18 protein-coding genes and 1 riboswitch are annotated in these 21,068 nt (G+C 64.1%); of the genes, 5 read left to right on the top strand and 13 right to left on the bottom strand.

Annotation, left to right across the window (positions count from 1 at the left end):
• Position 1: 1 nt before the first annotated feature.
• Positions 2–853, bottom strand: a complete 852-nt coding sequence (gene motA, locus APH44_RS13420; RefSeq protein WP_054893175.1) for a flagellar motor stator protein MotA — start codon at positions 851–853, stop codon at positions 2–4.
• 130 nt (positions 854–983) lie between these two features.
• On the opposite strand from motA, the gene APH44_RS13415 reads away from it, so the two are divergent.
• Genes APH44_RS13415 through asd form a run of 3 tightly spaced genes read left to right on the top strand, consistent with a single transcriptional unit; the run spans position 984 to position 4,247 of the window.
• Positions 984–2,519: an HDOD domain-containing protein gene (locus APH44_RS13415; RefSeq protein ID WP_054893174.1), complete on the top strand. Its 1,536-nt coding sequence runs from the start codon at positions 984–986 to the stop codon at positions 2,517–2,519.
• A 45-nt stretch (positions 2,520–2,564) separates the two neighbouring features.
• Positions 2,565–3,374, top strand: coding sequence for a rhodanese-like domain-containing protein (locus tag APH44_RS13410; RefSeq protein WP_054893173.1), 810 nt, complete (start codon positions 2,565–2,567; stop codon positions 3,372–3,374).
• 9 nt (positions 3,375–3,383) lie between these two features.
• Positions 3,384–4,247, top strand: coding sequence for an archaetidylserine decarboxylase (asd, locus tag APH44_RS13405; RefSeq protein WP_054893172.1), 864 nt, complete (start codon positions 3,384–3,386; stop codon positions 4,245–4,247).
• 45 nt (positions 4,248–4,292) lie between these two features.
• Here asd and serB read toward each other — a convergent pair whose 3' ends face one another.
• Positions 4,293–5,507, bottom strand: coding sequence for a phosphoserine phosphatase SerB (serB, locus tag APH44_RS13400; RefSeq protein ID WP_054893171.1), 1,215 nt, complete (start codon positions 5,505–5,507; stop codon positions 4,293–4,295).
• A gap of 135 nt (positions 5,508–5,642) precedes the next feature.
• Between serB and APH44_RS13395 the strand changes: the two genes are divergently transcribed.
• Complete coding sequence (locus tag APH44_RS13395; protein WP_054893170.1) at positions 5,643–7,115, top strand: hypothetical protein; 1,473 nt, start codon at positions 5,643–5,645, stop codon at positions 7,113–7,115.
• 111 nt (positions 7,116–7,226) lie between these two features.
• Here the strand turns inward: APH44_RS13395 and APH44_RS13390 are convergent, their stop codons facing one another.
• The 9 genes from APH44_RS13390 to APH44_RS13350 all read right to left on the bottom strand — a co-directional run bounded on the left by APH44_RS13390 (position 7,227) and on the right by APH44_RS13350 (position 16,533).
• Positions 7,227–7,937: a membrane integrity-associated transporter subunit PqiC gene (locus tag APH44_RS13390; protein WP_054893169.1), complete on the bottom strand. Its 711-nt coding sequence runs from the start codon at positions 7,935–7,937 to the stop codon at positions 7,227–7,229.
• Between the two features lie 173 nt (positions 7,938–8,110).
• A complete protein-coding gene (gene parC, locus APH44_RS13385; RefSeq protein ID WP_054893168.1) occupies positions 8,111–10,366 on the bottom strand; it encodes a DNA topoisomerase IV subunit A in 2,256 nt (751 codons plus the stop codon).
• Between the two features lie 10 nt (positions 10,367–10,376).
• Positions 10,377–10,895: a TIGR02281 family clan AA aspartic protease gene (locus tag APH44_RS13380; protein ID WP_054893167.1), complete on the bottom strand. Its 519-nt coding sequence runs from the start codon at positions 10,893–10,895 to the stop codon at positions 10,377–10,379.
• Positions 10,892–11,878 (bottom strand): esterase-like activity of phytase family protein, encoded by a 987-nt coding sequence (locus tag APH44_RS13375; RefSeq protein ID WP_054893166.1) that lies wholly within the window; start codon positions 11,876–11,878, stop codon positions 10,892–10,894. The genes APH44_RS13380 and APH44_RS13375 overlap by 4 nt, the downstream gene beginning before the upstream one ends.
• Positions 11,875–13,779 (bottom strand): DNA topoisomerase IV subunit B, encoded by a 1,905-nt coding sequence (gene parE, locus APH44_RS13370; protein ID WP_054893165.1) that lies wholly within the window; start codon positions 13,777–13,779, stop codon positions 11,875–11,877. The genes APH44_RS13375 and parE overlap by 4 nt, the downstream gene beginning before the upstream one ends.
• Before the next feature lie 35 nt (positions 13,780–13,814).
• Entirely contained in the window at positions 13,815–14,423 is a 609-nt protein-coding gene (locus tag APH44_RS13365) for a YqiA/YcfP family alpha/beta fold hydrolase (RefSeq protein ID WP_054893164.1), read from the bottom strand.
• A 155-nt stretch (positions 14,424–14,578) separates the two neighbouring features.
• The gene (cpdA, locus tag APH44_RS13360) at positions 14,579–15,388 is read right to left on the bottom strand and encodes a 3',5'-cyclic-AMP phosphodiesterase (RefSeq protein ID WP_256216342.1); all 810 of its coding nucleotides are present in this window, start codon (positions 15,386–15,388) and stop codon (positions 14,579–14,581) included.
• Between the two features lie 84 nt (positions 15,389–15,472).
• On the bottom strand, positions 15,473–15,925 hold the full coding sequence (locus APH44_RS13355) for a DUF1249 domain-containing protein (RefSeq protein ID WP_054893162.1): 453 nt from the start codon (positions 15,923–15,925) through the stop codon (positions 15,473–15,475).
• On the bottom strand, positions 15,916–16,533 hold the full coding sequence (locus APH44_RS13350) for an NUDIX domain-containing protein (protein WP_054893161.1): 618 nt from the start codon (positions 16,531–16,533) through the stop codon (positions 15,916–15,918). The genes APH44_RS13355 and APH44_RS13350 overlap by 10 nt, the downstream gene beginning before the upstream one ends.
• A 172-nt stretch (positions 16,534–16,705) precedes the next feature.
• Between APH44_RS13350 and APH44_RS13345 the strand changes: the two genes are divergently transcribed.
• On the top strand, positions 16,706–17,452 hold the full coding sequence (locus APH44_RS13345) for an RsiV family protein (RefSeq protein WP_054893160.1): 747 nt from the start codon (positions 16,706–16,708) through the stop codon (positions 17,450–17,452).
• On the opposite strand, the gene cytX is transcribed toward APH44_RS13345, so the two are convergent.
• Positions 17,421–18,704, bottom strand: a complete 1,284-nt coding sequence (gene cytX / locus APH44_RS13340; protein WP_054893159.1) for a putative hydroxymethylpyrimidine transporter CytX — start codon at positions 18,702–18,704, stop codon at positions 17,421–17,423. The two genes, APH44_RS13345 and cytX, sit on opposite strands and share 32 nt — an antisense overlap.
• A 154-nt stretch (positions 18,705–18,858) precedes the next feature.
• A complete protein-coding gene (gene thiC / locus APH44_RS13335; protein WP_054893158.1) occupies positions 18,859–20,739 on the bottom strand; it encodes a phosphomethylpyrimidine synthase ThiC in 1,881 nt (626 codons plus the stop codon).
• Positions 20,740–20,897: 158 nt separating this feature from the next.
• Positions 20,898–21,005: riboswitch (TPP riboswitch) on the bottom strand.
• Positions 21,006–21,068 lie beyond the last annotated feature (63 nt).

Here is a 21,068-nt window from a genome sequence, read left to right as displayed (position 1 = left end):
CTTAGCGACCGCGAACCGCTTGTTCCAGTTCGGCAAAGCTCGGACGGTGCGCCGGGTACAGCACCTTGCGCCCGAACTCGACGGCCAGCGACGGCGGCATGCCGGACGCCGAGGCCACCAGCGAAGCCTTGATCGCCTCGTAGACGTTCAGTTCTTCCTTGGCGTCGTGGCGCAGGCAGTTGGCCAGCGGGCCGAAGAAACCATAGGCCGCGAGAATACCGAAGAAGGTCCCGACCAGCGCAGCACCGACGTGCAGGCCGATGGATTTCTGGTCGCCATCGCCCAGCGAGGCCATGGTCACCACGATGCCGAGTACCGCCGCCACGATACCGAAGCCGGGCATGGCGTCGGCAACGCTGGTCACCGCATGGGATGGGTGCTCGAGATCTTCCTTCAGGCTCAGCAGCTCCATGTCGAACAGGCCTTCGAGCTCATGGGGTGCCATGTTGCCGGTCGACATGATGCGCAGGTAGTCGCAGACGAACGCGGTCATCCGCGCATCGCCCATGACCGCAGGGTACTTGGCGAAGATCGGGCTGGCCGCGGGATCCTCGATGTCACCCTCGATGGCCATCATGCCCTCGCGGCGACTCTTGTTGAGAATCTCGTAGATCAGGCCCAACACTTCCAGGTAGAACGTATGGGTGAAGCGGCTGCCGAACATCTTCAGCGACTTCTTCATGACGTGCATGGTCATGTAGCCAGGGTTGGCCTGGAGAAACGCGCCAAAGGCCGCACCGCCGATGATCAGCACTTCGAACGGCTGGATCAGCGCCGCGATCTTGCCGTGGGAGAGGACGTATCCGCCGAGGACACTCGCGAATACGACGATGATGCCGATAATTTTAGCCATAGATTGGAAGCACTTGCTGTCGTGGTCAGGGTCAGGGGCGGAAGCTTGGAAACTCTTCTTCTCCTTATCGGCAGAACTGCGCCAGACTATAGCCACTCAATGCGAAAAGCCAGTTTGGACTGATGTCAAAATGCCAATCGAAACCAAGGTGCCAGCGCAGATCCCCTCCTCTCTAGACGCCTGGGTAAGGCTGCTCGACGGCATCCGCGTGCCGGTGCCCAAAGAGAGTCATGACCGGGTTCTGGCGGCCATCAACGACAATCGCCGCTCGCTGCGCGACATCGCCGAACTGATGCAGGACAGCCCGTCGCTGGTGCTGTGCGTGATGCGCGAAGCCAATCACCCGAACCATGCCAGCCAGGCCGAGCCCGCCGAAAGCCTGGAAATCGCCCTGAACCGCCTGGGCCTGAGCCGCATCCTGCAACTGATGGGGCGGCTGCCATCGATACCGGGAGACGACATTCCGCCGGTGCTGCGCCAATTCCTGCTGATCAGCCAGCACGCCACCCAGCAAGCCAACGGCCTGTTCGCCAGCCGCCTGGCGCGCCTGTGGCAGGAAATCCACTGGGGCAGCCTGCTGTTCCTCTCGCCACTGTGGGCACTGGCCCTGGCTTACCCCAAGCTGCTCGACACCTGGGAACTGCGGGTCATTCACAAGGGTGAAGAGGCTTCAGAGGTGGAGCATGCACTGTTCGGCGTGCGCATCATGGAGTTGTGCCGCGCCGTCGCCACCCACTGGCGCCTGCCGGAATGGGTCACCCAGGGTTATCGCCTGCTGCTCGAAGAACGCGAACAACTGGCCCAGGTACTGAACATCGCCCGCGAGCCTGACGAGTTGAGCAAGCAGCATCGACTGGACGAAGAGCCCGGGCTGCGCCGCTGGTTCAACCAGCCGGCCAACACCGTGTTGCTGGCCAACGGCCTGGCGCTGTCGGCGCAGGTCGGCTGGGACAACCCGCACTTGCTGCGCTGGCAACTGCTCACCGCCATGTACCTGCAAACCACGCTGGATGATGTGCAACAGCAAGTGCACCAGCAAGCAGCGGCCAGCGCGCGCCACCATGCCCGGCATGCACTGTTCCACCCGGCCGAGGCGCTGATCTGGCCCTGGCAGCAGCGGCGCCCGCACCCAGACATGCTCACCCCGCCACCGCCACCTGCCCAGGACCTGCAACGCTGGCGCACGCTGTGTGGCGACCTGCTGGCCCAGCCCAGCCCGTTCACCAACACCGTGCACCTGGCCACCCAGGCGCGCGAGGCACTGCTGGCTTGCGGCATGCAGCGGGTGCTGTTGCTGCTGCTCGACAAACCCAATGACTGCCTGCGCGTACAGCAGAGCGCCGGGTTGCCGCGCGAAGCCTCAGCGCTGACATTGGCACCAGGCCAGAGCAAGCTGCTGCAAAAACTGCTGAGCAAAGCCTCGCAACTGCGCCTGACGCCCGACAATCATGCCCAGTTTTCCGCCCTGCTGCCCGCACCGCTGCGTGCGTTGTTCCCCAGCGAGCACTTGCTGCTGCGCTCGCTGGCCGTGAACGACCAGGTATTGATGCTGGCGATCGCCGACCAGGGCGGCAGGCCGCTTGCGGACGTGAGCGTGCAGGCCTTCGGAAAAACCGCACAATGTATCGAGCGCGCGCTGGCCAGCTTCGCCAACCGCAATGCCTGAACCTTGCGCTACAATCGCACCTCCCTTGCTCCCCGGAGACCGTGGATGACTGATTTTTCCGGCTTGCCCCTGGTGATCGAAGCCGCCGACCTGCTGCCACGCCTGGATGCGCCCGAGCTGATCCTGGTCGACCTGAGCAGCGCCAACCGCTATGTCAGCGGCCACATCCCAGGCGCGCGGTTCGTCGAGGGCAAGCGCACGCAGCTGGGCCAGCCTCCGGCTCCCGGCCTGCTGCCGGCCCAGGCCGACCTGGAAAAGCTGTTCAGCGAGCTAGGCCACCGAGACGACGCAGTGTACGTGGTATACGACGACGAAGGCGGCGGCTGGGCCGGGCGCTTCATCTGGCTGCTCGACGTGATCGGCCACGCGCGCTACCACTACCTCAACGGCGGCATCCAGGCCTGGCCTGCGGACAAGCTCGTCACTGAAGTGCCAGCAGCCGCCAGTACGCCTGTGCGCCTGCGCCTGCGCGCCGAACCCACCGCCACCCGCGAATACCTGCAAAGCCGCCTGGGCGCCGACGACCTGGTGGTCTGGGACGCCCGCGGCCCGCAGGAATTCAACGGCGAGAAGGTCCTGGCAGCCAAGGCCGGCCACATCCCCGGCGCGGTCAACTTCGAGTGGACTGCAGGCATGGACCTCAACGACCACCTGCGCATTCGCAAGGACATCGCCGAAGTACTGCAGCAATTGGGCATCACCCCTGACAAGGAAGTGATCACCCACTGCCAGACCCACCGTCGCTCCGGATTCACCTACCTGGTGGCCAAGTCACTCGGCTATCCACGGGTCAAGGCCTACGCCGGCTCGTGGAGCGAGTGGGGCAATCACCCGGACACGCCTGTAGAAGTTTAAGGAAACTGCATGAAATCCCGTCTGTTCATCATCAGCCAGCACCTGCTGCCGCACCACCTGCTGTCGCGCCTGGCCGGCTGCGTCGCCGAGTGCCGCGCACGCTGGTTCAAGAATGCCTTCACCGCCTGGTTCGCCAAACGCTACCAGGTGAACATGTCCGAGGCGCTGGTCGAGGACCTCACTGCCTACGAGCACTTCAACGCCTTCTTCACCCGCGCCCTCAAGCCGGGCGCGCGCCCCCTGGATGAAACCCCGGGCGCGATCCTGTGTCCGGCCGACGGTGCGGTCAGCCAGCTCGGTCCGATCGAGCACGGCCGTATTTTCCAGGCCAAGGGCCACAGCTTCAGCGCCCTCGAGCTGCTCGGCGGCGACCCGGCGCTGGCCGCGCCGTTCATGGGCGGCGAGTTCGCCACCATCTACCTGTCGCCGAAGGACTACCATCGCGTGCACATGCCGCTGGCCGGCACCCTGCGTGAGATGGTCTACGTGCCGGGCCGCCTGTTCTCGGTCAACCAGACCACGGCTGAGAACGTCCCCGAGCTGTTCGCCCGCAACGAGCGCGTGGTTTGCCTGTTCGATACCGAACGCGGGCCGATGGCGGTGGTGCTGGTGGGTGCGATGATCGTTGCCTCGATCGAGACAGTCTGGGCCGGGCTGGTCACACCGCCCAAGCGCGAGCTGAAGACCTTCCGCTACGACGAAGCCAGCCGCGCGCCGATCCATCTGGAAAAAGGCGCGGAACTGGGGCGTTTCAAGCTGGGTTCGACCGCGATCGTGCTGTTCGGGCCAGAGCAGGTGAAATGGGCCGAAGCCCTGGGCGCCGGGTCTGCCGTGCGCATGGGCGAGCAACTGGCGCTGCCGGTACAGGGCTGACCCAGCATCGCTGGGGCTGCTATGCAGCCCCGCTGTTTCAACGGTTCACACGCGCCCGTCGCGGTCACGCCAGCCCAGCAGATACAGCACGCCATCCAGCCCCAGCGTGGAAATCGCCTGTTTGGCAGACTGACGCACCAGCGGCTTGGCGCGGAAGGCCACGCCTAGGCCGGCCAGCGACAGCATCGGCAGGTCGTTGGCGCCGTCGCCCACGGCGATGGTCTGCTCCAGTTGCAACCCTTCCTTGTGCGCCAGCTCCTGCAGCAGGTCAGCCTTGCGCTGGGCATCGACGATCGGCTCGATCGCCACGCCCGTAACCTTGCCATCCACCACTTCCAGCTCATTGGCGAACACATAGTCGATGCCAAGGCGTGCCTGCACCTGCTTGGCGAAGTAGGAAAAACCGCCGGAGAGGATTGCAGTCTTGTAGCCCAGGCGCTTGAGTTCGGCGAACAGGTGTTCGGCACCTTCGGTCAGGCGCAGAGAAGCGCCGATTTCGTCCAGCACGCCGACGTCCAGGCCCTTGAGCAATGCCATGCGCTCCTTGAAGCTGGCACGGAAATCCAGCTCGCCACGCATGGCGCGCTCGGTAATCGCCGAAACCTGTTCGCCGACACCTGCAGCCTTGGCCAACTCGTCGATCACCTCGGCTTCGATCAGCGTCGAATCCATGTCGAACACCGCCAGGCGGCGATTGCGACGGAACAGGTCATCCTGCTGGAAGGCGATGTCGATACCCTGCTCGGCCGACAATGCGAAGAAATCGGCGCGCAGGGACTGGGCGTCGGTCGGTTCACCGCGCACGGAGATTTCCAGGCAGGCGCGGCTCTTGTCGGTGCTGGCGTCGAGCGCCACACGTGCCGAGAGGCGCTCGATCCGCTCGATGGTCAGGCCGTATTGGCTGATGACCGCACTCACCCGCTGCAACTGTTCGGGCGTGACCTTGCGGCTGAGCAACGTGACGATGTGGCGATTGTCGCCATGGCCGTCCACCCATTGCTGGTAGTCTGCCTCGGAGATTGGCGTGTAGCGCGCCTGCAGGTTCAGCTCATGGGCCTTGGACTGCACCCCTTGCAGCAGGCCGGTAGCGACTTCATTGTCGGGAATATCGACCAGAATGCCGAACGACAACGTGCCATGCATGACCGCAAGACCGATGTCGAGGATGTTCACACCGCCCTGGAGCAGGACGCCGGTGATGGCCGCAGTGAGACCCGGACGGTCTTCACCAGTGATGTTGATCAGGACGATTTCGCGCAAGACCGGGCTCCAACTCGATGAAAAATGCGCATTCTACCCACTTTCCATGACCATCGGGCGCCATCGATACTTTGCCGACAAAACGCGGGTCGCTATACTGCCCAGCATCTTTTCCGCCATAAAGAGCCGCGCTCTGTGAACCGGCCCACGCCTGTCAAAACCGACAACTTCTTTCTGATGATCTTCCGAGCCCTGCGCCAGCGTCGTATTCCCCTGGCATTGCGCATCGCCAGCCACAACATTTTCCTGGTGGCGCTGGCCTTGGTGATCTATGCCTGCGTGATGGGCCTGCAGTTCAAGCAGGCCATGCACGAGCAGGCCGATGCCGTCGGCCAGAGCCTGACCGTGCAGACCGCGACCTCGGCTACCGAGCTGCTGGTGTCCAACGACATCCTCAGCCTCAACGTGCTGCTGGGCAATCTGGTGAAGAACCCGCTGGTGGCCCACGCGGCGATCTACAGCGTCGACAACCGAATCCTCGCCGAGGCCGGGCAACGGCCAAAAAACAGCCTGCTGGGCGAGGCCGAAGGGGTCTACCAGACCAAGATCACCTTCCAGGACGTGACCGCCGGGCAACTGCGCATCAGCCTGGACATGAGCCAGTTCCAGCAACCGATGCTGATCAGCCTGCAGAGCATGGGCATTCTCGCGGCCATCCTGCTGGCGCTGGCGCTTACCCTCAGCCTGCGCCTGGGCCGCTTCATCTCGACGCCGCTGCTGCAATTGCGTGTCTGGCTGCGTGACCCGCACCCCTATACCCCGGCCATCGAGCGCCAGGACGAAATCGGCGATCTCGCTCGTCAGCTTCATGCCCGCCTGGCCCCGCCGCCACCGCCGGAGCCGGAAGAACAGGAAGACGACGAAGATGATTTTGCCGACCTGCATGTGGAGGAGCCGCCACGCAAGGCCGCACCCAAGCCTGTAGCGGCCAGGGTGGCCGCCCAGGACGACGACGCAGACGACGACGCCTTTGCCGACCTGATCGACGACACCGTGCACAGCCCCAAGGCTCTGGCCATCCCAGAGTCTGACGAACCGAACACCAGCGCCGTGCTCGCCGTGCAACTCGGCTCCCAGGAGCAACTGCGCCGTCTGCCGCGCACGCGCCTGACCGAGTTGCTGGAGCGCTACCGCGACTGCCTCGACCAGGCCGCATCGCTGTACGAGGGTGAAGTGCACACCCTTGACGACGGCAGCACGCTGTTGCTGTTCCACAGCCGTGACAGCGGCGAGGACTACCTCACCAATGCCATCTGCTGTGGCGAATTGCTGCGCGCCCTGGGCCACGCCCTGCAGATCGAGGTCGCCGACAGCGGTATCACCCTGCAGTTGCAACTGGGCCTGGCGCTGGGTGAAGACCTGCTGGGCATGGATCAGGTCGACCTGCTGATGACCGAGAAGGCCCAGGATGCCCTGGCGCTGTCGCAACACAGCCGCAACCTGCTGCTGGTCGAGCGCCAGGTCAGCGACGACGCCCTGATCCGCCAGCGCGCGCGCATTCGGCCGATCGCCAGCCCTGAAGGCGCCTGCTGTGTCGAGCGACTGATGGAGCCCTACCCGTCGATGCTCGAGCGCCAGTTGGCGCGGATGCATGAGCGTCGGGCCTGAATGGCCTGATCCGCGGTGCAGTTGTAGAAGCGGCCTTGAGTCGCGAAAGGCCTGCCATCCGGCACCCACAAAAAAGCCCGCATCGCTGCGGGCTTTTTCATGTCTGTCGAATCAGAATCGATAGACTTCCATATCGGTGCGGATCGGCGAAGCCATCGGAATCCTCGACTTCTCCGGTTCCTTCTTGACCTGGACAGGAGCCGCTGGCTTTTTCGGCGCCTCTTCAGCGACCGCTGGCTGGTTCGCCAGCGGCTTGACGGCAACGCTCAGTTGCTCGACCAGCTTCTGCAGCAACTGCCCCTGGGCCTGGACCTGCGAGGCCTCGCTGCCCTCATGCTGTTGCTCGAGGTGGACGATACGGTTGTCGCGCACATGGCCACGACGATCCAGTACGCGCCACTGGGCATCGAGGATCGCCGGCTGGTTGGCGCCCGAGTCCAGGCGGGTGATCGACAGCAGCACCTGCACATCCGGCGTGAAGCCGGTGTTGGCAGGTGCAAGCACGACGCGCTGGCTGTCCAGACGCCAGGCGAGCTGGCGCACCAGCAGCTGGTCGATATCCGACGAAAGGCTGCCGGCCCAGCGACCGTCGGTCGCCGCAGTCAGGCTGCCATCAGGCTGACGTTGCAGAAAGGTTTCACGTTGCAGGTAGTCGGCTACCGATACCGGACCGAGCACGACCGCCATGCCGGCAGCCTGCGAAGGCTGGCCGGGGTCGCCGCTGTCGAGTTGGTACAGGGCCACCGGCTGATGCATGCTGCACCCGCTCAGACCCAGCAAACCCGTCATCAGCAGCGCAAATGGAAGGCGCAGAAATTTCATCATCCCATCCAAGCGGCCGCCGCCCGGCAACCGCAGTGATACTCGTGTGGATTCCCGCGGGCACACGGCCACGCCGGCCCCGCAAGGGGTGTATCATCCGCGAAATAGTCGCCGGACTCCAGCATTTCCGCCCGGAACGACGCTGAAAACGCCGTTCCAGACGAACAACCGGTTTACTCCGGGCGCTCCACCACCATGCCATCGACGCGCTGGAATCCACGCGGCAATTTGCTACCACGACGTCCGCGTTCGCCTTTGTAATGTTCGAGGTCATCCGGCTTCAGTGACAGGGTACGCTTGCCAGCCTGCAATACAAGCGTCGATCCCTCGGCAATCACCGCCAGATCGGTGACGAACTCTTCACGACTGGCCACACGATCACCCGGTACGCCAATGATCTTGTTGCCCTTGCCCTTGCCCAGTTGTGGCAGGTCGGCAACTTTGAACACCAGCAGGCGGCCTTCGGTGGTGACCGCTGCCAGCCAGTCCTGCTCGCGGTCGGCGACCGGCCGCGGCGTCATCACCTTGGCGCCATTGGGCAGGCTCAGCAGCCCTTTACCCGCCTTGTTCTTGGCCTGCAGGTCCTCGCCCTTGACCACGAAACCGTAGCCGGCATCGGACGCCACCACATACAACGCATCATCGTCCGGCAACAGCACGCACTCGAAGGTGGCGCCCGGCGGCGGCGTCAGACGCCCGGTCAGCGGCTCGCCCTGGCCACGGGCCGATGGCAAGCTGTGGGCTGCCAGCGAATAGCTGCGCCCGGTCGAGTCGATAAGCACCGCGTACTGGTTCGAACGCCCCGCCGCTGCGGCCTTGAAGCCATCGCCAGCCTTGTACGAAAGGCCCGTGGCATCGATGTCATGACCTTTGGCACAACGTACCCAGCCTTTTTCCGACAGCACCACGGTGACTGGCTCGGTCGGCATCAGCTCGTTTTCCGACAGAGCCTTGGCCTCGGCACGCTCGACGATTGGCGAGCGGCGATCGTCGCCATAGGTTTCGGCGTCCTTGATCAGTTCGCTGCGTACCAGCTTGCGCAGCTTCGTCTCGCTGCCCAGCAAGGCCTGCAGCTTGGCCTGCTCCTTGAGCAACTCGTCCTGCTCGCCACGGATCTTCATCTCTTCTAGGCGCGCCAGCTGACGCAGGCGGGTCTCGAGGATGTAGTCGGCCTGGATCTCGGTCAGCTCGAAACGCTCGATCAGCGCCTGTTTGGGATGATCCTCGGTGCGGATGATGTGAATCACTTCATCCAGGTTGAGGAAGGCGGTGAGCAAGCCGTCCAGCAGGTGCAGGCGCTTCTCGACCTTGTCGAGGCGGAACTGCAGGCGCCGGCGCACGGTGCCGATGCGGAACTGCAGCCACTCCTGCAACAGCGCGCGCAGGTTCTTCAACTGAGGACGGCCATCGAGGCCGATGATGTTGACGTTGACCCGGTAGCTGTTTTCAAGATCGGTGGTGGCGAACAGGTGCTGCATCAGCTCGTCGGCATCCACACGGTTGGAGCGCGGGATGATGACGATGCGGCACGGGTTCTCGTGGTCCGACTCGTCACGCAGGTCGGCGACCATCGGCAGCTTCTTGTTCTGCATCTGCGCGGCGATCTGCTCCAGCACCTTGGCGCCGGAAACCTGATGCGGCAGCGCGGTGACAACGATGTCGCCGTCTTCGACTCGGTACACCGCGCGCATGCGAATCGAGCCCTTGCCGGTTTCGTAGATCTTCTGGATCTCGGCCCGTGGCGTGACGATCTCCGCTTCGGTTGGGTAGTCAGGGCCCTGGATGTGCTCGCACAGTTGCTCGATGGTCGCCTTGGGCTCGTCGAGCAGGCGCACGCAGGCGCTGGCGACTTCGCGCAGGTTGTGCGGCGGCACATCGGTGGCCATGCCCACGGCGATGCCGGTGGTGCCATTGAGCAGGATGTTCGGCAAACGCGCCGGCAATACCTGCGGCTCCTGCAGGGTGCCGTCGAAGTTCGGCACCCAGTCGACGGTGCCCTGGCCCAGCTCGCTGAGCAGCACTTCCGAGTAGCGCGACAGCCGCGCCTCGGTGTAACGCATGGCGGCGAACGATTTCGGATCGTCCGGCGCACCCCAGTTGCCCTGACCGTCGACCAGCGTGTAGCGGTAGCTGAACGGCTGCGCCATCAGCACCATGGCTTTATAGCACGCCGAGTCGCCGTGGGGGTGGAACTTGCCGAGCACGTCGCCGACGGTACGCGCCGACTTCTTGTGCTTGGAATCGGCATCCAGCCCCAACTCACTCATGGCATAGACGATGCGCCGCTGCACCGGCTTGAGGCCGTCGCCGACGTGCGGCAAGGCGCGGTCCATGATCACGTACATGGAATAGTTGAGGTAGGCCTGTTCGGTGAAGTCGGCCAGGGAACGGCGTTCGACGCCTTCGAGACTGTCCAGTAAGTCGCTCATGCGAGCCTCGTCATTTCAGGTTCTGGCGCAGCAGCATGGTGCCGCCGCGCTGAGTAAATTCAAGTTGTTTCAAAGCGCTCATGCCGAGCAGCACCGTCTGTCCGTCCAGCCCGGGCACCACCAAGGCGCGCACATCGCGCAGGCGGATATCGCCCAACTGCAGGCTGTCGAGCCGTGTGCGGTAGCCCTCGGTGCGGCCATTGGCGGTACTGAGCATCACCGGCGCGCCGCGCTGCAGCGCCAGATCACGAGCCAGTGCCTCGGGGATCGCCACATCGGTGGCACCGGTATCGAGCATGAAGTGCACGACCTTGCCGTTGATCGCGCCATCGGCGACGAAGTGGCCCTGGCCATTGCTCAGCAGCCGCACCTCGATAAAGTCTTCGCCGCGCTCGGACTGCACGACACTGTTGGGGTTCTGCTGGCGATCCTCCCACTGCCCGAAAAAGCGCGTGGCAAGAAACATCGCTGCCGCCCAGGCGAGGACCATCAGGACCCGGCCCGCCCGCTTGCCCGCTGGCTGACTCAAGGCTTGGCGCTCCAGCCGCCCGCTGGCGCGGCAAAGCGCCAGACGACAGGGCGGTTTTCACCATCGGCACGGGTGCCGTTGTTGTTGTCCAGGCCGATCCAGGCACCGTCCTTGTCGATCACCAGAGCTTCGGCCAAGCCGAACGGCTGGTCGTAGCGACGCGTGTCGACCAGGGCATCGGCGGCGAACGACCAGCAGCGCTCGACCGCACCGGTGTCGGCGTCACGCCGGCAAATGCGGAAGGCATTGCGTTCCAGGGTGAACAGTTTGCCGTCGAACAGTGCAAGGTCCGCGAAATCTCGCGACAGCGCCCGCGAGCCTGGCATCTGTGACGGTTGCATCTCCACCCCTGCCTCGCTGAGCAGCACACAGCTGCGTCCGCAGGTCCATACCGCTTGCTGACGCTGCACGGCGATCAACCCCCGACGCTCGCGCTCGGCCGCCAACCACAGGCGGTCACCGGCCGGATTGATGGCCAGGCCCTCGAACAAGGCATTGAAGTGCAACAGCATGCCGCTGGCACGGGCCTGGCGGACCATGGCCGGATCGATCCTCAGCCAGTTCGGTTCGCCCTCGACCGGCAATTGCAGCACCGCCGCATGCGCCTCGCTGACCACATAGAAGTTGCCCGCGCTGTCACAGGTGATGCCTTCGAAATCCAGCTCGCCGCCACGGATGAACGACACTGCCCAGTTTCGCGACTTCAGCCCCCAGGGCAGCCCGCTCTCCGGTACCGGCGGCGGGGTGAAGACCAGGGCCTCGGCACGCCACACGCCATCCTGCTGTTCAAGCCGGTAGATTCGATCGTCGTCGCGGTCCGAGACGCCCCACAGGGCGCCACGGCACTGGGCCAGGCCCGACAGGTTACCGCCGCGCATGCCCTCGATCGGGTGCTCGGCGGTGAGCTTGAGCTCCGGCCAGTCGCTGGCGAAACTCGTCAGGCTGGCCAGCGCGAGCAAGGTTGCGACAAGCAGACGAATCAAACCAGGACCTCGGCCAGGTTGCCTTTGGTCTCCAGCCAGTTCTTGCGATCGCCCGCACGCTTCTTGGCGAGCAGCATGTCCATGATTTCGGTGGTACCGGCGAGGTCATCCAGGGTGAGCTGCACCAGGCGCCGGGTGTTCGGGTCCATGGTCGTTTCGCGCAATTGTGGCGGGTTCATTTCACCCAGCCCCTTGAATCGGGTGACCTGGGGCTTGCCGCGCTTCTTCTCGGCGACCAGACGGTCGAGAATGCCGTCTCGCTCGGCCTCATCGAGGGCATAGTAGATCTCCTTGCCCAGGTCGATACGGTACAGCGGCGGCATGGCAACATAGACGTGTCCGGCCTCGACCAGCGGGCGGAAATGCTGGACGAACAGCGCACACAGCAGCGTGGCGATGTGCAAGCCGTCGGAGTCGGCGTCGGCGAGGATGCAGATCTTGCCGTAACGCAGTTGCGACAGGTCGGTGGCACCCGGATCGACCCCGATGGCCACGGCAATGTTGTGCACCTCCTGGCTGGCAAGCACTTCGCCGCCGTCCACTTCCCAGGTGTTGAGGATCTTGCCGCGCAGGGGCAGGATCGCCTGGAACTCCTTGTCACGCGCCTGCTTCGCCGAACCACCTGCAGAGTCGCCCTCGACCAGGAACAGTTCGGCACGCATCGGATCCTGTCCGGCGCAGTCGGCCAGTTTGCCGGGCAATGCCGGCCCTTGGGTGATGCGCTTGCGCTCGACCTTCTTGCTCGCCTTGAGGCGTCGGCCGGCGTTGCTGATCGCCAGCTCAGCCAGTTGCATGCCCAGCTCCGGGTGGGCGTTGAGCCACAGGCTGAAGGCATCCTTGACCACACCGGAAACGAACGCCGCGGCCTCGCGGGACGACAGGCGCTCCTTGGTCTGGCCGGAGAACTGCGGCTCCTGCATCTTCATCGAGAGCACGAAGGTGATGCGCTCCCACACGTCCTCGGGCGCCAGCTTGACGCCACGCGGCAGCAGGTTGCGGAACTCGCAGAACTCGCGCATGGCATCGAGCAGGCCTTGGCGCAAGCCATTGACGTGGGTGCCACCCTGGGCGGTAGGGATCAGGTTGACGTAGCTTTCCTGGACGCTGTCGCCACCCTCGGGCAGCCACAGCAGCGCCCAGTCCACAGCTTCTTTATTACCGGCCAGGCTGCCGCAGAACGGCTCGTCGGGCAGGCGCTGGAATTCACTGACCGAGTCGACCAGGTACGAGCGCAGACCATCCTCGTAGTGCCACTCGACCTTCTCGCCAGTGCCCTTGTCCTCGAAGCTGATCGACAGCCCCGGGCACAGCACGGCCTTGGCCTTGAGCACATGCTTGAGGCGGCTGATGGAGAACTTGGCCGAATCGAAATACTTGGGATCGGGCGCGAAATAGACACTGGTGCCGGTGTTGCGCTTGCCGACCGTGCCGATCACCTCAAGCTCAGTGGCCTTGAAGCCATCGGCGAAGGTCATCTGGTACTCGTTGCCGTCACGCTTGACCCGCACGCGGACCTGGGTCGACAGGGCGTTGACCACCGAAATGCCCACACCGTGGAGGCCGCCGGAGAACTGGTAGTTCTTGTTGGAGAACTTGCCACCGGCGTGCAGCTTGGTAAGGATCAGCTCGACGCCCGATACGCCTTCTTCAGGGTGGATATCCACCGGCATGCCGCGACCATCGTCGCTGACTTCCAGCGAGTGGTCGGCGTGCAGCACGACCTGGATCGACCGGGCATGACCGGCGAGGGCTTCGTCGACGCTGTTGTCGATGACTTCCTGGGCCAGGTGGTTGGGCCGGCTGGTGTCGGTATACATGCCCGGCCGCTTGCGGACCGGGTCAAGGCCGGAGAGGACTTCGATGGCGTCTGCGTTATAGGCGCTAGCGCTGGGATTGGCCATGGGTTCTCGTCGTCAGTCTGGTGAATGCAAAAAGGTCAAAATACAGAAAAATCAAGCGCGTCATACTGCGCCCTGGCAATGCCGGCGAAGGCCAGCAAGGCCGGCAGACGCTGGGCGAAGCCTTGGAAGCTGTGGTCGCCGCCGGCCTCGATACGCAGGGCACAAGCACGGTAATAACGCTCGGCATGGCGATAGTCCAGCGTTTCATCGGCGGTCTGCAACCACACCTGGTAGCGCGAAGCGTCCTGGGGCGGGGGTACTTCCAGTTCGGCCAGGGCCTGAACATGGTCGTGGGTCAGTTCCCAGGCTTCTCCGCTGTAGTGGTTGCGCTGAGTACCGAGGTAGCCGTCGAAATGCTTGTGCGGGGTCACGGCCGGATTGACCAGCAAGGCCTTGAGGCCACGGCGCTCGGCCAGGTGCGTGGCATAGTAGCCGCCGAGGGAGCTGCCGACCAGCAGCGGCGTGCCGAGCTCGGCGATGCACGCTTCGAGCTGAGTCATCGCCTGGCGCGGATGATGGTGCAGTTCGGGGACACGCAGCTGCGCGCTCAAGCCGAGCTGTTGCATCACCGCCGCGAGCTGGCGCGCCTTGGAGGACAGCGGCGAGCTGTTGAAGCCATGGATATAGAGGATGGAACCCGACATGCTGCCCCCGGAATCTGTGGCTTCGCGCCCGACGATGCGGGCACAGGGACGCGCAGTGTAGCGCGTTCGCCGGGTTTTGGCGCAAGGGTGGGATTTTCGCAACACAATCTTCAAATCCAACGACGGGCGCGACCTTCGCAGGAGCAGTAAATCTGTCAGTAACCCGGGCTGTTGAAATCCAGGGTCACCACGAAATCCCTCGCCCGCTCGACGCCGGTCTCCAGCCGTCCGTCGGCATGCAGCCGAAGCCAGCGATACCCTGGCTGCTCTTCACTGACCTTGAAGTCTTCGCTGCGCGCGGCGAACTGGATGCAGGTCGAGGGCGTGGCCAGCAAGCGAATACCGTCGCGGACCTCGTCCCACTCCTGATGGATGTGCCCCCACAGCAACGCCTTCACCTGTGGATATGCCCGCAGACGCTGCAGCAGCTCATCGGCATTGCGCAAGCCGATCGGTGCAATCCAGGCGCAGCCGATATCCACCGGCTGGTGGTGGCAGCACACCAGGCAGTGGCGCTCCCCCACCGACGCCAGCGCGTTATCGAGGGTCGAGAGCTGGTCTTGTTCAAGAAGCCCATGGGTGGCACCCAGCACCGCCGAGTTGAGCATCACCACGCGCCAGGCGCCAATGTCGGTAACGGCATGGACCAGATCTGGCGCCACACGCGCCATGACCCTGGCCTCGTCATGGTTGCCCGGCAACCAACGGGTCGGCACGGCAAAACCATCCGTCAGCTCTCGGAACGCAGCGTAGGACGCCACGCTGGCGTCCTGGGACAGGTCCCCGGTGCACAGCAACAGGTCGATGCGTGGTTGTTCGCGACGCACCTGGCTCACCACGTGGCGCAGACTGTCACGGGTGTTGAGGCCCAGCAGGGTGCCAGCCGGATCAGCGAACAGGTGGGCGTCGGTGAGCTGCACCACATGCACCGGAGCCTGTCCGGAAGGAATTGGTGAATGCGACAAAGGCCGTCTCCTTGATCGGATTCGGCACGATTATGGCCGTAGAAAGCGTTGGAGCAAATACTCGAAACCAACCGACGTCACATTTCAACGCACGGTTTCGTACTCGTGGCCGCAGGCCAGGCAATGGCTCAGCCATTCACCGAGGAACAGGTTGAGCTGGGCCTTCTCGTCGGGTTGGTGCATGGCCGCGTTGGGGTACGGATAGATGCTGCGCAGGCGCCGAGCGTGCTCGGCACTCACCACTTCGGCCATGCGCGCATCGTGATAGACCTGTACTTCGAGTTGCGGCACCGGCAGCCACGGCAGGCTGTGCTCCTGGCATATCCGCAGCGTGGTGGTGTAGGGGCAGGCCAGCACCACGTCGAGCACCAGCACGCCAAGCATCTGGTCGCCCTGGGTCATGCCGATGCGACGCGAGCTTTGCGTGGTGCGCATGTCCGGCAGCAGGCGCATCAGCCGTGCGTAGTTCGCCTCGCAGGCAGCCTGCAGGCCGACGAGGTCGACCCGGTAGCGTTCGCGCAGCAGGTTCACTTCCACATCCCCCGGACTTCGTCACGGTTCAGCGCCAGCCACTGCAAGGCGATGATGCTTGCCGCGTTGGCGATGCGCCCATCGCGAACCGCCTGCAAGGCATCCTCGAACGACCAGACGCGCACGCGGATATCCTCGCCCTCTTCTTCCAGCCCGTGCAGGCCACCGGCACCCTCGCTGCTGCATCGCCCGAGGAACAGATGGACATACTCGTCACTGCCGCCAGGCGACGGGAAGTATCGGGTCATCGGCCACAGTGCGGAGAAGCTCAGGCCTGCCTCTTCTTCGGCTTCGCGGTGGGCAACCTCCTCAGGTTGCTCATCCTTGTCGATCAGCCCAGCGACCAGCTCGATCAGCCAGGGGTTGTCGGTCTTGTCCAGCGCACCGACGCGAAACTGTTCGATCAGCACCACTTCGTCACGCAGCGGATCGTAGGGCAGCACGCAGACGGCATCGTGGCGCACGAACAGCTCACGGCTGATCTCGCGCCCCATGCCACCGGCGAACAGCTCGTGGCGCAGGCGCACCTTGTCGAGCTTGTAGAAGCCCTGGAAGCAATTGGCCCGTTCGACGATCTCGACCGCCTTGGGCACCGAATTCAAGGTGTCTGACATGGAATTCCTCATTACATCAACGACTGCGTCGCGCCATCCTACTCTGCGTGCCGCCACCTTTCATCCCTTTCCGGCGACCGGGACAGGCTGTCCTCACTCTGTTAGCTTAGTGGCGAACCGAAGGCCCTGCCGACGGTCCAAGGCCGATCATCCATGTTCTGCAAGGATCACCATGACGCTCGTCAAACTGACTGCCGTCGCCCTGCTGGCGTTGACCCTCGGCGCCTGCCAGAGCTTGTTCACGCCCAACTATCGCGCACCGCTCGAGGTCAAGCGCGACGCCTGGGAACACGTCAAACCCGGTTGCAGCGAGCGTGATTGCCCGCTGGTGAACATCGACACCGTGCACTTCCCGGCGCTGCCCAAGCTCGATGCCATCGTCGAGCGTCGCTTGCTGCAACTGACCGAAGACAACCAGCGCGGTACCACACCCACCACATTGCAGCAGTATGAGCAGCAATACCTGGCCAGCGCACAAGCGCGCAACAGCAGCTACCTGCAGGCCAAGGTACGCGAGCAGCATGACGGACTGGTGATCGTCGAGCTGTCCAGTTACCTGGACAGCGGCGGTGCCCACGGGATGCCGGGGCGGGCCTTCATCAACTATTCACGCAAGCAGGACAAGGTGCTCACGCTCCAGGACATGCTGGTGCCTGGCCAGGAAGAGACGTTCTGGAAGACCGTCGAGGAGTCGCACCGCGCCTGGCTGATCAGCACCGGCATGGACAAGGACGCCGAGTTCGTGAAGACCTGGCCATTCAAGCGCTCGCCGCACATCGCCCTGACGTACGGCGCGGTGGTGGTGAAGTATGAGGTCTACGCGATCGCGCCCTATTCCATGGGCCACGTCGAACTGAAGATCCCTTATCCGCGCCTGAACGGCGTCATCAAGCCCGAGCTGTTTCCCGGCCGCGGATAGCACCCAGCAGCCCATATAGGCCACCTGCCAGCAGCAAGGCTGGCAGGGTCGCCCCAAGCTCCGGCGCCTCGTTCGCCAGCAGGTGGTAGACCACCACCCCCGCCAGCCAGGCCAGCAGCGCCGGCCAATGCAGCCCCGGCACCTGCTGCGGCAGGCGGCGACGGCGGATCACGAAGTGATCCACCAGCACCACACCGAACAGCGGCGCGAACACCGAACCGATCAACAGCAGGAAGTTCTGGTACTGGGCCAGCGGTGCCAACAGTGCGATCAGGGTGCACAGCAGACCGATCACCAGCGCCAGGTGCTCGACCTTCAGCTTCACCAGCAGCCCCGTGGACACTGCCGCCGAATGGATGTCGGCAAAGGCGTTTTCCGACTCGTCCAGCAAGATCAGCAACAGCGGAATACCCAGCCCTGCACCGGCCAGCGCCAGCAGCAAGGCATTCACCTCGCCGCTCGGAGCAAACGCCAGGGTGTAGGCCACGCCCAGGCTCATCAGCCAGGCGTTGCCGATGAAAAAGCCCAGCGCGGTGCCGCCGAAGACTCGGCTGGCACGCTTGCCGAAGCGCGAGTAGTCGGCGATCAGTGGCAGCCACGATAGCGGCATGGCGATGACGATATCGAACCCCACCGCCAGCGACAGCGAGCCATCGCCCGGGCGCCGCCAGAGGTCGGCAAGATCGGCCTTGGCGAACAGATTCCATGTCAGCCACAGGCAGGCGCCAAGCAGCAGCCAGATCCCCCACTTGCGCAACACCTTGCGCACGAAGGCCAACGGGCCACTGACGGCCAGCAGGGTTGCCAGCGCGCCGAAGCACAGGGTCCAGAGCAGCGGGCTGTTCCAGGCACTGCCTTCGCCGAAGGTGCGTGCGCCCAGCAGGCTGGCGGCGTCACGCATGACAATGATCTCGAACGATCCCCAGCCGACCAGTTGCAGCAGGTTGAGCAGCGCCGGCAGACGCGCGCCATGGCGCCCCAGCGACAGGCGAAGACCGGCCATCGCAGAGAGGCCGGTATCGCTGCCGGTCACCCCCACTGCCGCCAGCAACAGCACCCCGACCGCCGTACCGAGCACGATCGCCAGCACCGAGCCCGCCAGGCCCAGGCCCGGTGCGAGCAAGGCACCAACCTGCAGGACCATCAGGCCGATGCCGAGGGAGAACCACAACGAGAACAGATCGCGGGCGCCGAACAGGCGCTGGCTGGAGGGGACCGGGTGATCGGGGGAGAAATGGCTGGGGGTGGTCATTGGAAGGGTCGCCAAAGGGGTTGGGATGTGTGGTGAAGCCTCCGGCCCTTCGCGGGCAAGCCCGCTCGTGGGAGCGGGCTTGCCCGCGAAAGGGCCGGGTGCCTCGATACAAAGGCAACGGCAGAGTGGCTCACCACCACCCTGCCGGCATCACTTACACCTTGTGATAAAGCTGGCTGCCTTCCTGGCGGAACCGCTCGGCCTGCTCGCGCATGCCCTGCTCGGCGGTCACATCCACGGCTTCGATCTTGGCCGCGTACTCGCGCACTTCCTGGGTGATCTTCATCGAACAGAACTTCGGCCCGCACATCGAGCAGAAGTGCGCAACCTTGGCCGATTCCTTGGGCAGGGTCTCGTCGTGGAACGAGCGTGCGGTGTCCGGATCCAGGCCGAGGTTGAACTGGTCTTCCCAGCGGAACTCGAAGCGCGCCTTGGACAGTGCGTTGTCGCGGATCTGCGCGCCCGGGTGGCCCTTGGCAAGGTCGGCGGCATGCGCGGCGATCTTGTAGGTGATGATGCCGGTCTTGACGTCATCCTTGTTCGGCAGGCCCAGGTGCTCCTTGGGCGTGACGTAGCAGAGCATGGCGCAGCCGAACCAGCCGATCATTGCCGCACCGATACCGGAGGTGATGTGGTCGTAGCCCGGTGCGATGTCGGTGGTCAGCGGGCCGAGGGTGTAGAACGGCGCCTCGTCGCAGCACTCCAGCTGCTTGTCCATGTTCTCCTTGATCAACTGCATCGGCACATGGCCTGGGCCTTCGATCATGCACTGCACGTCGTGCTTCCAGGCGATCTTGGTGAGCTCGCCGAGGGTTTCCAGCTCACCGAACTGGGCTGCATCGTTGGCGTCGGCGATCGAGCCCGGACGCAGGCCATCGCCCAGCGAGAAGCTGACGTCGTAGGCCTTCATGATTTCGCAGATCTCGTCGAAATGCGTGTAGAGGAAGTTCTCCTTGTGATGCGCCAGGCACCACTTGGCCATGATCGAACCGCCACGGCTGACGATGCCGGTGACGCGCTTGGCGGTCAGCGGCACATAGCGCAGCAATACGCCGGCATGGATGGTGAAGTAGTCCACGCCCTGCTCGGCCTGCTCGATCAGGGTGTCGCGGAACAGCTCCCAGGTCAGGTCTTCGGCAACGCCGTTGACTTTTTCCAGGGCCTGGTAGATCGGCACGGTGCCGATCGGGACCGGCGAGTTGCGAATGATCCACTCGCGGGTCTCGTGGATGTGCTTGCCGGTGGACAGGTCCATGACCGTGTCCGAGCCCCAACGGATACCCCAGGTCAGCTTGGCCACTTCCTCCTCGATCGAGGAACCCAGGGCGCTGTTGCCGATGTTGCCGTTGATCTTCACCAGGAAGTTGCGGCCGATGATCATCGGCTCGAGTTCGGTGTGGTTAATGTTGGCAGGGATGATCGCGCGGCCGCGGGCGATTTCCTCGCGCACGAACTCAGGGGTGATCTCCTTCGGGATGCTGGCACCGAAGCTGTGACCGGCGTGCTGCTGGTCGAGCAAGCCGGCAGCGCGAGCCTCCTGCAGTTTCATGTTCTCGCGGATGGCGACGTATTCCATCTCGGCGGTGATGATGCCCTGGCGCGCGTAGTGCATCTGCGAGACGTTGGCACCGGCCTTGGCGCGGCGAGGGTTGCGGACGTGGGCGAAGCGCAGCTTGGCGAGTTCGGCGTCGTTCAGGCGCTGCTGACCGAAATTCGAGCTCAGGCCTTCCAGGCGCTCGGTATCGCCACGCGCGTCGATCCAGGCCGAACGCACATCGCCCAGGCCCTTGCGCACATCGATGATGACGTTGGGATCGGTGTAGGGGCCGGAAGTGTCATAGACCAACACAGGGGCGTTCTTCTCGCCGCCGAAGTCGGTGGGGGTGTCGTGCAGGCTGATCTCGCGCATGGGCACGCGGATGTCCGGGCGCGAGCCCTGGACGTAGACCTTGCGCGAATTGGGCAAGGGTTGCACGGACTGCTGGTCGACTTTGGCCGACTCGCTCAGGCTGATCGCTTTTTCTTGTTTACTCATCACAGGCTCTCCAGACAGCTTCCTAGCGGGCGGAATGTCGGGGAGAACCTGAAAGGCGCGGACGCACCCCTTGGATGGAGTGCAGTGCCGGATACATGGGGTGCCTTGGCTGCATGACAGCCTGACATTCCCGGACCTGGCACAAGAGGCTCCCCGGGAAGGCGAGCAATCTTGTTCCCTACGCAGGCGCTAACCTGATCAGGTTCAACGGGATCCGGAAACTCTCCGATCTCAGCCTTCGATTCAAGGCACCCCGACAAGAACGTGCGCAGTCTAGACTGGAGTGGTCGGCAAAGCCAAGCGCGTAAATGCACGAGAGACGAAAGGTG

Origin of the sequence: Pseudomonas sp. NBRC 111143 (assembly GCF_001320965.1) — a bacterium.
Classification (GTDB): Bacteria; Pseudomonadota; Gammaproteobacteria; order Pseudomonadales; family Pseudomonadaceae; genus Aquipseudomonas; species Aquipseudomonas machongensis.
Note: the sequence above shows the minus strand (reverse complement) of the source record. Positions and strands in the feature narration are given on the sequence as shown.